Genomic DNA, 13735 nt, shown 5'->3' on the forward strand with positions numbered 1-13735 from the left:
ATCCATCCCGCCAACCGGACTCACACCAGCAAAATCCACACCGACCAGCGTAAGTCCACTTAAGCAGATAAGCAGTAAGTATGTTCGACTGATTGAGAGTAAACACCCGCCCTCCGACAACCGTCAAGAAACGGAAGGGGCGGCTTTATGCGATCGATACCGGTGGGGCGGATGGGTGTGATGTGGTGGCGCTTTCGCGCCGACCGGTCACTCCCACTCGATGGTGCCGGGGGGTTTGCTGGTGATGTCCAGCACCACGCGGTTGACCTCGGCCACCTCGTTGGTGATGCGGGTCGAGATGCGCTCCAGCACCTCGTAGGGCACCCGGGTCCAGTCGGCGGTCATGGCGTCCTCGCTGGACACCGGCCGCAGCACGATCGGGTGCCCGTAGGTGCGGTTGTCGCCCTGCACACCGACCGAGCGGACCTCGCCCAGCAGCACCACCGGGCACTGCCAGATCAGGTTGTCCAGACCGGCGGCGGTGAGTTCCTCGCGCGCGATCAAGTCGGCGCGGCGCAGGGTCTCCAACCGCCGCGCGGTGACTTCACCGACGATCCGGATGCCCAGGCCGGGGCCCGGAAAGGGCTGGCGCGCAACGATTTCCTCCGGCAGGCCAAGCTCACGCCCGACGGCGCGCACCTCGTCTTTGAACAGCAGCCGCAGCGGCTCGACGAGTTTGAACTTCAGGTCGTCGGGCAGGCCGCCGACGTTGTGGTGGCTTTTGATGTTGGCGGTCCCGCTGCCCCCGCCGGATTCCACCACGTCCGGGTACAGCGTGCCCTGCACCAAAAACTCGACCTGAGAATCCGTGTCCCCCACGATGTCTCGCACCGCGCCCTCGAACGCCCGGATGAACTGGCGGCCGATGATCTTGCGCTTGCCCTCGGGATTGGTCACCCCCGACAGCGCCTGCAGGAAGGTGTCCGCGGCGTCGACGGTGACGAGGTTGGCGCCGGTGGCGGTGACGAAATCGCGCTGCACCTGCGCGCGTTCGCCGGCACGCAGGAGTCCATGGTCGACGAAGACACAGGTCAATCGGTCGCCGATGGCGCGCTGCACCAGTGCGGCGGCCACCGCCGAGTCCACGCCGCCGGACAGTCCGCAGATCGCGTGCCCGTCGCCGACCTGTTCGCGCACCTGCTCGACCAGGGCGCCGGCGATGTTGGCCGGCGTCCACTCCGCGCCGAGCCCGGCGAAGTCGTGCAGGAATCGGCTGAGCACCTGCTGCCCGTGCGGGGTGTGCATGACTTCGGGGTGATACTGCACGCCGGCCAGGCGGCGGCTCCGGTTCTCGAAGGCGGCCACCACCGCGCCCGGGCTGCTGGCGACCACCTCGAATCCCTCCGGTGCGGCCGTGACCGCGTCACCGTGGCTCATCCACACCGGCTGGGAGCTGGGCAGTCCCGAATGGAGTTCGCCGCCAACCACTTTCAGCTCGGTACGGCCGTACTCGCTGGTGCCGGTGTGGGCGACGGTCCCGCCCAGGGCCTGCGCCATGGCCTGGAATCCGTAGCAGATGCCGAACACGGGCACGCCGAGGTCGAACACCGCCGGATCGAGTTGCGGGGCGCCTTCTTCGTAGACGCTGGACGGCCCCCCGGAGAGCACCAGCGCCGCCGGCTGCCGGGCCTTGATCTCGTCGATCGACGCGGTGTGCGGGATGACCTCGGAGTAGACCCGCGCCTCGCGGACTCGGCGGGCGATCAACTGCGCATACTGTGCACCGAAGTCGACGACCAACACGGGCCGCGGCGAGGGGGTTTCCACGGCAGCCAGCTTAGTGGCTGGCGACGACTGCCCGGCTGATGCGGTGCCTTCCTCGGGTCACATCAGGTGGGTCGGTTGCGCAATCCCGAATCGGGTGCCGGCGTACCGCTTCATCGCGGCCGGGCTGAAGTACACGTGCTGGCTGGCGGTGTGTAGATCCCGGAAGCATCGCTGCAGGGGGTGACCCGCGTGCACCGCGCCCGCACCGGCCAAGTCGAACGTCGTATCGACTGCCTGACGTGCCGCGCGCATCGCCTGCTGGGCGGCGAGCTGGAATCCGGCGCGCTGTGCCAGCGATGGCGGATCGCCGGCGCGTGCGGTTTCCCACAGGGCGCTGGCCTCATCGAGAACGAAGGCCCTTGCCGACCTCAAACCGGCTTCGGCACTGGCGAACTCGACTTGGGCGGCGGGGTCCGCGGCGAGCGGCTCGAACGTGCCGGCGCGCACCTTCGTTGTCGCGAGGTCGGTGAATTCGTCGAGTGCGCGTCGCGCGATGCCGAGCGGGACACCGACCAGGGCGACCCCGACGAGCGTGAAGAACGCCAGTCTCCACAGCGGGCCGTCCTGGCGGGCCGAGGCGAAGAACGGGCTGATGGTGTGTTCTTCGGCGACGTGGAGGCCTCGGGCGACCAGGTCATTGCTGCCGGTGGCGCGCAGCCCCAGGACGTCCCAGTTGTCGACGATCTCGGCGCCAGCGCGCGGGAAGAATGCGAGGCGCCAGTCGGGGCCCTGCTCGGCGATCATTCGCGGCGCCTGACCGTCGAAGCCGTCGAAGACGAACATCCCGGCCAGGATCCATTCGGCATGCCGACAACCGCTGGCAAACGGCCAACGGCCGTTGACGGCGAACCGCCCGTGGCCATCCGGGACGGCACGCCCGGTGGGGGCGAAAACCGTGGCCGCCAAGAAATCGGCGTCCGAACCGAACAGTGCTGTGGCGTCGGCGGGTTCGAGCCAGGCGGTGAACGCTGGTGCGCCGGCACCGATGGCCGCGATCCAGCCCGTCGAACCGTCGGCACGCGCCAGTTCCTCGATCATGTGGATGAACTCGACGGGGACCACTTCAAATCCGCCGAGCGAGCGCGGCTGCAAGGCACGGAAGATGCCGGCCGCGCGCAGCCGCTCGACGAGGTCGAGCGGCAGCGTCCCGAGGGCCTCAGCCTCGCCGGCCCGCTGCGTGATTTCGGGTCCCAGGGCGCGCGCCACGTCCTGGGGATGGTCACCGTCCGACAGGCCGACGGCGTGGCACGTTGCGGTTGTCATGTCACACTCCATATTTCTGATACAGTAAGTAGTAATAGATACAGGAGCATGTACTGAATTATGGGATCTGTCAAGGGTCGGCCTCCGCGCCGCTACGACTCGACCCGTCGTCGCCAACAGGCGCAACAGAACCGGCGCGCGGTGCTGGCGGCCGCCCGGCAGCGCTTCCTGACGCAGGGCTATGCGGCGACGACCATCGCCGAGATCGCGGGCGACGCCGCCGTGTCGGTCGAAACGGTATACAAGGCGTTCACGACCAAAGCGGGCGTGCTGAAAGCGCTGTTCGATGTGTCCGTGGCCGGCGACGACGAGCCGATCCCGATGGTCGCGCGAGACGTGATCCAGAACGTGATCGATGCGCCCGAGGCGACTCGCAAGCTGGAAATCTATGCCGAGCACCTGGCCGCCACCATGCCGCGCAGCGCTCCGGTTCAGCTACTCGCGCGCGATGGTGCCGCGTCGTCGCCGGACGCCGGCGAGGTCTGGAAGCAGATCCGGCAGGAAACGCTGGCTGCCATGACGATGTTCGCTTCCGATCTCGCCCGCACGGGGCAACTGCGGGTCAGCACCAGACAAGCGCGCGATGTCCTGTGGACGTATCACGCACCCGAGCTTTACGAACTTCTCGTCCTCGAGCGCGGCTGGTCGGCCACCCGCTACGGCAAGTTCATCGCCCATGCACTCATCGACGCCCTGCTCGAAACCCGGGACTGACCGCAGCAGCCGCCTAGAGCGAAAAGGCCGCCCGCACCGCGCCGACGGCCGCCGGGTCGCCCGTCACGGTGATCCGCCGCAGCGCCGCCTTGCGCTTGGCCTCGCTCGGGCCGAGGCGGGCGGTCACCAGATCCGCCGCCCCGCCGGCGATCGTCACGGATGGTTCGCCGTGGGCAGCGGCCAAGCGCCCCTGCGTCACCGCGAAGTCGAAACGCCGGCCGTCGATCTCGGCCCGGCACGTCGCCTCCAACCCGGCGGCCCGACCGGAATCGAAGCCGAGCAGGATGCCGGCCAAAAACCCGTTGAGGGGCGATGCCGGGCCATCGTCGATCGGGTCCAGCCGGTCCAGGCCGAACCACGCGACGCTCTGCAACACCGGCAGCACCCGCCGCCAGCCCATGTCACTGAGGGTGTAGACGGTCCGCCCGATCGGGGCGGGCAGGTCGGCGCGGTCGACGAGCCCCGCGTCCTGCAGTTCTTTGAGCCGCTCAGCCAGCAGATTGGTTGCGATACCGGGCAACTCGGCGCGCAGGTCACCGTAGCGGCGGGGCCCGCCGACCAGCTCGCGCAGGATCAGCAGCGTCCACCGCTCGCCGAGGACGTCGAGGCCGCGGGCGATCGGGCAGTTCTGGCTGTAGGTCCGGCGGGGTGCCATCAGGCCATCCTACCAAGGGTAGACATCTTTTTCTACCATCTACTTGATTTATTTGTCTATCGACTTTATTGTCTTGTTTCATGCGTATCGAACCCGTTTTCCGGAACCACCCGATCCCCGCGCTCGCCGTCATCTGCCTCGGCGTCTTCGTCATCAGCGTCGACGCCACCATCGTCAACGTCGCGCTGCCCACCCTGTCGCGCGAACTCGGCGCCGACACCGCGCAACTGCAATGGATCGTCGACGCCTACACCCTGGTGATGTCCGGCCTGCTGCTCTCGGCGGGTAGCCTTAGTGACCGCTACGGCAGACGGGGCTGGCTGAACTCCGGGCTCGCATTGTTCGCGGCGACCTCTGCCGTTGCGGCGCAGGTAAATTCGGCGGAAGCGCTGATCGCGACCCGCGCCGCCATGGGAGTGGGCGCGGCGGTGATCTTCCCGACCACGCTGGGCCTGATCACGAACATCTTCACCGAACCGGCGGCTCGCGCCAAGGCGATCGGCCTGTGGGCCGCGATGGTCGGCGTCGGGGTGGCCGTGGGACCGATCAGCGGCGGCTGGTTGCTCGAGCACTTCTGGTGGGGCTCGATCTTCATGGTGAACATCCCGATCGCCGCGCTGGCCATCGTCGGGAGCACCCTTTTCGTGCCGACCTCGCGCGACCCGGCGGCACCGCGCGTCGACATCCCCGGCCTGATTTTGTCCGCGGCCGGCATCACGACGCTGGTCTACACGGTCATCGAGGCGCCCACCTGGGGATGGACCAACGCCCGAACCGCAATCGGGTTCGCTTTGGCTGCAACCATCCTCGTCGCTTTCGCGCTCTGGGAGCGGCGCACCAGCCACCCCATGCTGGACGTCTCGGTGTTCGTCAACCGCCGGTTCTCCGGCGGCAGCCTGGCGGTGACGGCCGGCTTCCTGACGTTGTTCGGCTTCATCTTCGTCATCACCCAGTACTTCCAATTCATCAAGGACTACACCGCTTTTCAGAGCGGGGTGCGGCTGCTGCCGGTCGCCGTCTCCATCGCGCTGGCCAGCATTGCGGGCCCTCGGCTGGTCGAGCGGCTCGGGACCACCGCCGTCGTCGCCGCCGGCCTGACCGTATTCGCCGCCGGGCTGGCGTGGGCGTCGACGGCCGACGCCGCCACGCCGTACACCCAGATCGCCACGCAGATGCTGCTGCTCGGCGGCGGGCTCGGCCTGACCGTTTCGCCCGCCACCGAGGCGATCATGGGATCGCTGTCCGTCGACAAGGCCGGGGTCGGCTCGGCCGTCAACGACACCACGCGCGAACTCGGGGGCACGCTCGGGGTCGCCATCGCCGGCAGCATTTTCGCCTCGGTGTACTCGGGACACCTCGGCACGTCCGCCTTGACGGGCCTCCCCGCCGAGGCCATGCGGCATTCAATGGCGTTGGCGCACAGGGTGATCGAGCAGCTGCCCGCGCAACGGGCCGATGGCGTCCGCGCCGCGGTCGATCGCGCTTTCCTGGACGGCCTGCAGGTGAGCTCGCTGGTGTGCGCGGGCATCGCATTGGGCGCCGCAATCGTCGTCGGCTGGTTGTTGCCGGCACGTCAAACCGAAAGGAAAATCCCATGAGCGACAGCACCTATGTCCTCGGCCACGCCGACGTGGAGGTGCGGCGGCTCCTCCTGCAGGGGCGGCTATACAACGACTACACCGAGCACGCGCTGCGGCTCGCCGGGCTCCGGCCGGGGATGCGGGTGCTCGATGTCGGCAGTGGGCCCGGTGACGTGTCGTTCGTCGCCGCCCGGCTGGTCGGCCCGACCGGGAGTGTCCTCGGGGTGGACGCCGCACCCGCGATGGTCGAGCTCGCCCGCGCCCGCGCCACCGAACAAGGCCTGCGCACAGTGCGTTTCACGCAGGACACCGTCGATGCGATCACACTGGACGAACCGGTGGACGCGGTGATCGGCCGGCTGATCCTCATGCACCTGCCCGACCCGGCCGGCACGCTGCGGCACCTGAGCTCGTTCGTGCGCCCCGGCGGCGTCGTCGCGTTCTCCGAGAACGACATCATCGCGACGCGCGCCATCCCGGACCTGCCGCTGTTCGGGCGGGTGTCGGCGGGCATCGTCCGGGCCTTCGAGGCGATGGGCCTGTCCGCGCGGTTCGGCACCACGCTGCACACCGTCTTCACCGACGCCGGCCTGGGCGCGCCTCGCCTGACCCAGGGCACGCCGATCGGCACCGCCGCCGACGCCGACATCCTCGCCTACGCCGCGGAAGTCTGGCGGTTGGTGTCCCCCGTTGCGGAACAGGGTGGCTTCGCCATCGATGAGGTGACCGACATCGACAACTTCGTGCCGCAATTCCACCGGGAAGCGCTCGCGGCCGACGCCCTCATCACGATGCCCCCGCTGATCACCGCCTGGGCCCAGGTACGGCCGTGAACGACACTATCGCGAGCCAATACTCGACCGGCCTGTCACGCCGCCACATCGAGCGTGCGCTGATCTCAGCCGGGAAAGACCTCGACCGGCTGGCACCCGCCGACCTGGGCCTGCTGGAGGACTTCCACACCATGGGCCGCCTCGCCACCGCCCAGCTGGTGGACCTCGCGCAGATCACCGGAGAGAGTGAAGTGCTCGACGCCGGCAGCGGGGTCGGCGGCACCGCGCGATACGTCGCCGACCGCTACGGCTGCCGGGTTACCGCCGTGGATCTCACCGACGAGTACTGCGATACGGCGCGTTGGCTCAATCGCCTTGTCGGCCTGGACGACCGGATATCCGTTCACCAAGCCGACGTGACCGAACTTCCCTTCGGCGACGCGGCTTTCGACGTGGTGCTGAGCCAGCATGTCCAGATGAACGTCGCCGACAAGGCCCGCCTCTACTCCGAAGCGCGCCGAGTCCTCAAAGCCGGCGGACGGCTCGCTCTGTGGGACATCACGACGGGAAAACACGGCCGACTCGACTATCCGCTGCCCTGGGCCGACCACCCCGCGCGCAGCCATCTGGTCACCCCCGCTGAGTTGCGCGCCGTCGTCGAGGCCGCCGGGTTCGCCGTCGAACACTGGAACGACCTCACCGACGAGGCGGCCTCGCTCATGAAGGCCATGCTGGGCCAGCCCGCCAACCCGCTGGGCCTGCACGCCTTCGTCACCGACTTCCGGCGCAAGGCCGAAAACCTCACCCAGGCGCTGGCGGACGGGCGGCTTCGGGCCATTCAAGCCGTGAGCAAACGGTGAATACCATGTGGCCCAACGAGACTCCGGACCAGCGCTACACGATGACGTGGAGCGGCGGCCGAGGCGAGGTCAAGTTCCTCCGACGGTCCGACCGCTCGCGGTTGCGCTACTTCACGACGGGAACCGGCCCACCGCTCGTCTTGCTGCACACCGTTCGCACCCAGCTCGACTACTTCCAGCGGGTCGTGCCCGCGCTGTGGGACGACTTCACGGTGTACGCGCTCGATCTGCCCGGTATGGGGTGGTCCGATGTCAGACCCGGAGCCCGATACGGGGAGGACGAATTGCGTGGCGCCGTCGTCGAATTCGTCAGAACTCTCGACCTGGACGGCGTCACGCTGGCGGGCGAATCGATGGGCGCCGCGCTCGCCTTGTTGGCCTCGATCGAACTGACCGACACCGTGCGCAACGTGGTGGCCTTCAACCCATACGACTACCCGGGCGGCCTGGAACGCGGCAACTGGTTCGCCCGCCTGATCGGCACGGGCGTCCGTCCGCCCGGTTCGGGACCGCTGTTCGCCCGACTGGAAAACCGCCTCATCCTCGAAGGCGTGCTGGCCGGCGGCTTCGCCGACCGCCACGCGCTGCCGAAGGACTTCCTCACCGAGCTGCGGCGAAGCGGCCGCCGACCCGGCTACCCCACCGTGAACCGGGCAATCATGCGCAGCCTCAACGGGTTCGTCGACGCGAAAGACCGCTACCCACAGGTGACGGCACCCGTCACACTGACCTACAGCGAGCACGATTGGTCGCGTCCGGCGGAGCGAGCGGACGTCGCTCGCCAGCTCAGGAGCGCCCAGACGATCACGGTGCCTGGCGCGGGCCATTTCTCGGCGCTCGAGCGCCCAGCCGAGATGGTCCGGATCATCCGGCAAAGCACCGGAAGATGAACCGCGCGGTGTCGTGGCTGCCGGTGATGATCCGCCTGACCGCGGTCGGGTACCTGCTCTTCTTCGTTCCGGACCTGGTGTTCGCAATTACCCATCGGGCCAACGCGCTCTTCGACTGGGGCGGGGGCGGCGACCCGATCGCCGTCATGTTCTCCACCGTCTACATCGTCTGGGCGCTGTTCCTGTTCGCCTCGGCGAAGGCCCCGCTCGCCAACCGGCTGTTCCTCGATTTCAATCTCACCGCCAACTCCGCGCACTTCGCCGCCATGTTCGCCATGGCCGTGACCATGCGTGACGAGCGCGCGCACCTGGCGGGCGTGGTCGCGCTCGGATTGATCACGACGGTGCCGTTGGCGGCGTGCTGGCTTCCGGTCCGGCGAAGGGACTAAGTTCGCGGGGCCGATTCGATTCGGCCGGCCGGCACCGCGGTCCACTCCGAAGGGCAGGTGAACATTGGCGGCACGCATCTCGGCATGGTGGAGTGGGTATCGCACCAAGTAGTCTCCCGCGATACCCGAGAGTGAGGTCCGCTGTGAGCCCAGCGCTGGGTCTGCCCGAGCAGGTGCATGCCTGTCTGTTCGACCTCGACGGTGTGCTCACCGACACCGCCAGCGTGCATACCAAGGCCTGGAAGGCCATGTTCGACGACTACCTGTCCCAGCGGGCCAAGCGCACCGGGGAAGAATTCGTCCCCTTCGACGCGGCCGCCGACTACCGGAAATACGTGGACGGCAAGAAGCGCGAGGACGGGGTCCGGTCATTTTTGCAGAGCCGCGGGATCGATCTGCCCGACGGCAGTCCCGACGACCCGGACGACGCCGAGACGGTATACGGCCTGGGCAACCGCAAGAACGACATGTTCCAACGGGTCCTGCGCAAGGACGGCGTCGAGGTGTTCGAGGGCTCGCGGCGTTACCTGGAGGCGGTTTCGGCGGCCGGCCTGGGAATCGCGGTGGTGTCCTCGAGCGCCAACACCCGCGACGTCCTGGAGATCACCGGCCTGGACCGGTTCATCCAGAAGCGGGTGGACGGCGTCACGCTGCGCGACGAGCACATCGCCGGCAAGCCGGCGCCGGACTCCTACCTGCGGGGAGCCGAGTTGCTCGGCGTCGGCGCCGGCGCCGCGGCCGTGTTCGAGGACGCGATATCGGGCGTGCAGGCCGGCCATGCCGGTAACTTCGGCTACGTGGTGGGTGTCGACAGAGTGGGCCAGGCCGACGATCTGCGACGCAACGGCGCCGACGTGGTGGTCACCGACCTCGCCGAGCTGCTGCAGTCATGATCGACGACGAAGCCTTCCCCGTTGATCCGTGGCACGTCAGTGAAACCAGGCTCGACCTGAACCTGTTGGCCCAGTCCGAATCCCTGTTCACCTTGTCCAACGGGCACATCGGGCTGCGCGGCAACCTCGACGAGGGTGAGCCCTACGGCCTGCCCGGCACCTACCTGAACTCCTTCTACGAAATCCGGCCGCTGCCCTACGCCGAGGCCGGTTACGGCTACCCGGAGGCCGGCCAGACGCTCGTCGACGTCACCAACGGCAAGATCATCCGCCTACTGGTCGAGGACGAGCCGTTCGACGTCCGCTACGGCGAATTGCTTTCGCACGAGCGGGTTCTCGACATGCGCGCCGGGACGATGACCCGCAGCGCGCACTGGCGCTCCCCCGCGGGCAAGGAGATCAGGCTGGTGTCCACCCGGCTGGTGTCTCTGGTGCAGCGCGGCGTCGCCGCCCTCGAATACGTCGTGGAAGCGGTCGGCGATTTCGTTCGCGTGACGGTGCAGTCCGAACTGGTCACCAACGAGGACCAGCCCCAGACCTCGGGTGACCCGCGGGTTTCGGCCATTCTGGAGAGCCCGCTGGTGGCCGTCGACCACGAAAACACCGACACCGGTGCGCTTCTCATGCACCGCACCCGCAGCAGCGCCCTGATGATGGCGGCCGCCATGGATCACGAGATCGACGTTCCCGGCCGCGTCGAGTTCAGCACCGACGCGCGCGACGATCTGGCGCGGACCACGGTGATCTGCGGGCTGCGCGCCGGCCAGAAGCTGCGCATCGTCAAGTACCTGGCGTATGGCTGGTCGAGCATGCGTTCGCGCCCGGCGCTGCGCGACCAGGCCGCCGCCGCCATCCACAGCGCCCGCTACAGCGGGTGGCAGGGGCTGCTGGACTCGCAGCGGGCGTACCTGGACGACTTCTGGGACAGCGCGGACGTCGAGGTCGAGGGCGACCCAGAATCCCAGCAAGCGGTGCGGTTCGGGCTTTTTCACCTGTTGCAGGCCAGCGCGCGCGCCGAGCGGCGCGCGATCGCGGCCAAAGGGCTCACGGGGACGGGCTACGACGGCCACGCCTTCTGGGACACCGAGGGTTACGTGCTGCCGGTGCTCACCTACACCGCACCGCATGCGGTGGCCGACGCGCTGCGGTGGCGGGCGTCGACCCTGGACCTCGCCAAGGAGCGGGCGGCCGAACTGGGCCTCGAGGGCGCCAGCTTCCCGTGGCGGACGATTCGCGGACAGGAGTGCTCGGCCTACTGGCCGGCCGGCACCGCGGCCTGGCACATCAACGCCGACATCGCCATGGCCTTCGAGCGATACCGCATCGTCACCGGCGACGAGGAACTGGAAAAGCATTGCGGCCTCGCGGTACTCGTCGAGACCGCCCGGCTCTGGCTCTCCCTCGGCCATCACGACCGGCACGGCGTCTGGCACCTCGACGGAGTCACCGGCCCCGACGAATACACGGCGATCGTGCGCGACAACGTCTTCACCAACCTGATGGCCGCGCACAACCTGCGCGCCGCTGCCGACGCCTGCAACCGCCACCCCGAGGCGACGGAGGCGATGGGCGTCACCACCGAGGAGACGGCCTCCTGGCGCGACGCCGCCGACGCCGCCAACATCCCCTACGATGCCGGCCTCGGGGTCCATCAGCAGTGCGAGGGGTTCACCACCCTCGCCGAGTGGGACTTCCAGGAGAACCACGCCTACCCATTGCTGCTGCACGACCCGTACGTGCGGCTCTATCCCGCGCAGGTGATCAAGCAGGCGGACCTGGTGCTGGCGATGCAGTGGCAGAGTCACGCGTTCACTCCAGAACAGAAGGCGCGCAACGTCGACTACTACGAGCGGCGCATGGTGCGCGACTCGTCGCTGTCCGCCTGCACCCAGGCGGTGATGTGCGCCGAGGTCGGGCACCTGGAATTGGCGCACGACTACGCCTACGAGGCCGGGCTGATCGACCTGCGCGATCTGCACCACAACACCCGCGACGGGCTGCACATGGCGTCGCTGGCCGGTGCCTGGACGGCGCTGGTGGGCGGCTTCGGCGGCCTGCGCGACGACGAGGGCATCCTGTCGCTGGATCCCGCGCTGCCCGACGGCATTTCGCGGCTGCGGTTCCGGCTTCGGTGGCGCGATTTCCGGCTGACCGTCGACGTCAACCATTCCGAGGTCACCTACACCGTGCGCGACGGGCCGGGCGGCCAGCTCACCATCCGGCACGCGGGCGAAGAGATCACCCTGAGTACCGATGCGCCGAAAACCATTGCGGTGCGCGCTCGCAAGCCACTGCTGTCGCCCCCGCAGCAGCCGCCGGGGCGCGAGCCGCTACACCGCCGGGCGCTGGCCCGGAACAAGTGAGCATCAGCCGGGGTTGAGGATCCGCCCAACCTCGGCCCTCGCGGCCTCCCGTATTTCATCGTCCGTCAGCTCGTCGAGCCCGGTCGCCGAGCGCAGGATCGGCGCGAACAGCCGCCAACCGAATTGCAGCGCAAGGGCATTGGCGACGGCGAGCCGCGCATCGGTCTCATTGTCGTAAAGCGGCAGCACCCACTCGAGCAACGCCGCGACGCTGGGAAAGCGCTTCTGCAGCTGCCCCGCCGGATACCCGTCGAGCACGGTCCGGGCCATGACCCTCATCTGCCGGTCGAAGGCCCGGTCCCGGACGTCGGCGGGCGTCTCTGGGTTCAGCAGCAGGGCGCTCAGGTCGGCACCCAGGTGATCGAGCACGGCGCCGACCAGATTTTCCTTGGTGCCGAAGTGACGAAACACCAGCCCGTGGTTGACGTTGGACCGAGCGGCGATGTCGCGGATCGAGGTCGCGGCCGGGCCACGTTCGGCGAACAGGTCGGTGGCGGCCTCCAGGATCGCGGCGGCGACCTCGGCCCGCCCGGTGGGCATGTTCGCGCGGCCACTTGCGGAAGCTGTAGTCATATGGCTACAGTACTTGATGTAGTCGGTTGACTACACCCCTTTCGAACTAGGATTGACGAAAATGACAGGTCAGATAACCGTCACCAAGCTGGGAAGCCGCATCGGCGCGCGTGTCGACGGGGTGCGCCTCGGGGGCGACCTCGGCCCGGCGGCGATCGAGAAGATCCACCAGGCGCTGTTGGCCCACAAGGTGATCTTCTTCCGCCACCAGCACCACCTCGATGACCAGCAGCAGCTGGCGTTCGCCGGCCTGCTGGGCACGCCCGTCGGCCACCCGGCCGCCGAGCTGCTCGCCACGAAGAACGCGCCGGTCATCACGCCGATCAACTCCGAGTACGGCAAGGCGAACCGCTGGCACACCGACGTCACGTTCGTCGCGAACTACCCGGCGGCCTCGATCCTGCGCGCGGTCACCCTGCCCCGTTATGGCGGGTCGACGCTGTGGACCAACACCGCCGCCGCCTACGAGCACCTGCCCGAGGCGCTCAAGGGCCTGGTCGAGAACCTGTGGGCGCTGCACACCAACCGCTACGACTACGTGACCACCGAATCCGTGCAGGCGATGACCGACGCGCAGCGGGCGTTCCGCCAGGTCTTCGAGAAACCGGACTTCCGGACCGAACACCCGGTGGTCCGGGTGCACCCGGAGACCGGCGAACGCACCCTGCTGGCCGGCGACTTCGTGCGCGGTTTCGTCGGCCTGGACAGCCACGAATCAAGCGTGCTGCTGGAGCTGTTGCAGCGGCGAATCACGATGCCGGAGAACACCATTCGCTGGAGCTGGGCGCCGGGCGACGTCGCCATCTGGGACAACCGGGCCACCCAGCATCGCGCCATCGACGACTATGACGACCAGCCTCGGCTGATGCACCGCGTCACCTTGATGGGCGACGTGCCCGTCGACGTGCACGGCGAGCGCAGCCGGGTGGTCAGCGGCGCCCCGCTCGAGGCGATCGCGAGCTAGCCTCAGCTGACGGTGACGACCCGCAGCGCCCGGCTACGCCGCGCTCGCGGT

The 13735-nt window shown here is 68.4% G+C and carries 13 protein-coding genes; 9 read left to right on the forward strand and 4 right to left on the reverse strand.

Annotation, left to right across the window (positions count from 1 at the left end; all coding sequences use genetic code 11):
* Positions 1–207: 207 nt before the first annotated feature.
* Positions 208–1767: a glutamine-hydrolyzing GMP synthase gene (gene guaA, locus AWC17_RS00375; RefSeq protein ID WP_167385530.1), complete on the reverse strand. Its 1560-nt coding sequence runs from the start codon at positions 1765–1767 to the stop codon at positions 208–210.
* Between the two features lie 57 nt (positions 1768–1824).
* Positions 1825–3030: an acyl-CoA dehydrogenase family protein gene (locus AWC17_RS00380; RefSeq protein WP_085164134.1), complete on the reverse strand. Its 1206-nt coding sequence runs from the start codon at positions 3028–3030 to the stop codon at positions 1825–1827.
* 141 nt (positions 3031–3171) lie between these two features.
* Here AWC17_RS00380 and AWC17_RS00385 point away from each other — a divergent pair, with 141 nt between their 5' ends.
* Positions 3172–3744 (forward strand): TetR/AcrR family transcriptional regulator, encoded by a 573-nt coding sequence (locus AWC17_RS00385; protein WP_197083535.1) that lies wholly within the window; start codon positions 3172–3174, stop codon positions 3742–3744.
* Positions 3745–3757: 13 nt separating this feature from the next.
* Here the strand turns inward: AWC17_RS00385 and AWC17_RS00390 are convergent, their stop codons facing one another.
* Positions 3758–4399: a winged helix-turn-helix transcriptional regulator gene (locus tag AWC17_RS00390; protein ID WP_085164120.1), complete on the reverse strand. Its 642-nt coding sequence runs from the start codon at positions 4397–4399 to the stop codon at positions 3758–3760.
* Positions 4400–4479: 80 nt separating this feature from the next.
* Here AWC17_RS00390 and AWC17_RS00395 point away from each other — a divergent pair, with 80 nt between their 5' ends.
* From AWC17_RS00395 to AWC17_RS00425, 7 genes are all read left to right on the forward strand, one after another.
* A complete protein-coding gene (locus tag AWC17_RS00395) occupies positions 4480–5997 on the forward strand; it encodes an MFS transporter (RefSeq protein ID WP_046184681.1) in 1518 nt (505 codons plus the stop codon).
* Positions 5994–6812, forward strand: coding sequence for a class I SAM-dependent methyltransferase (locus AWC17_RS00400; protein ID WP_046184682.1), 819 nt, complete (start codon positions 5994–5996; stop codon positions 6810–6812). Before AWC17_RS00395 ends, AWC17_RS00400 begins: the two co-directional genes overlap by 4 nt.
* Entirely contained in the window at positions 6809–7612 is an 804-nt protein-coding gene (locus tag AWC17_RS00405) for a class I SAM-dependent methyltransferase (protein ID WP_046184683.1), read from the forward strand. The genes AWC17_RS00400 and AWC17_RS00405 overlap by 4 nt, the downstream gene beginning before the upstream one ends.
* A gap of 5 nt (positions 7613–7617) precedes the next feature.
* On the forward strand, positions 7618–8502 hold the full coding sequence (locus AWC17_RS00410) for an alpha/beta fold hydrolase (RefSeq protein WP_052742786.1): 885 nt from the start codon (positions 7618–7620) through the stop codon (positions 8500–8502).
* The gene (locus AWC17_RS00415) at positions 8499–8891 is read left to right on the forward strand and encodes a hypothetical protein (RefSeq protein WP_046184684.1); all 393 of its coding nucleotides are present in this window, start codon (positions 8499–8501) and stop codon (positions 8889–8891) included. Before AWC17_RS00410 ends, AWC17_RS00415 begins: the two co-directional genes overlap by 4 nt.
* 98 nt (positions 8892–8989) lie before the next feature.
* On the forward strand, positions 8990–9784 hold the full coding sequence (locus AWC17_RS00420) for a beta-phosphoglucomutase family hydrolase (protein WP_197083441.1): 795 nt from the start codon (positions 8990–8992) through the stop codon (positions 9782–9784).
* Positions 9781–12147 carry a glycoside hydrolase family 65 protein gene (locus AWC17_RS00425; RefSeq protein WP_046184686.1) on the forward strand — a complete coding sequence of 789 codons (2367 nt, stop codon included), beginning with the start codon at positions 9781–9783 and terminating at the stop codon, positions 12145–12147. The genes AWC17_RS00420 and AWC17_RS00425 overlap by 4 nt, the downstream gene beginning before the upstream one ends.
* Before the next feature lie 3 nt (positions 12148–12150).
* On the opposite strand, the gene AWC17_RS00430 is transcribed toward AWC17_RS00425, so the two are convergent.
* Positions 12151–12720 (reverse strand): TetR/AcrR family transcriptional regulator, encoded by a 570-nt coding sequence (locus tag AWC17_RS00430; RefSeq protein WP_046184687.1) that lies wholly within the window; start codon positions 12718–12720, stop codon positions 12151–12153.
* A gap of 61 nt (positions 12721–12781) precedes the next feature.
* On the opposite strand from AWC17_RS00430, the gene AWC17_RS00435 reads away from it, so the two are divergent.
* Complete coding sequence (locus tag AWC17_RS00435; RefSeq protein WP_046184688.1) at positions 12782–13684, forward strand: TauD/TfdA dioxygenase family protein; 903 nt, start codon at positions 12782–12784, stop codon at positions 13682–13684.
* Positions 13685–13735 lie beyond the last annotated feature (51 nt).

Source organism: Mycobacterium nebraskense, assembly GCF_002102255.1.
Lineage (GTDB): Bacteria > Actinomycetota > Actinomycetes > Mycobacteriales > Mycobacteriaceae > Mycobacterium > Mycobacterium nebraskense.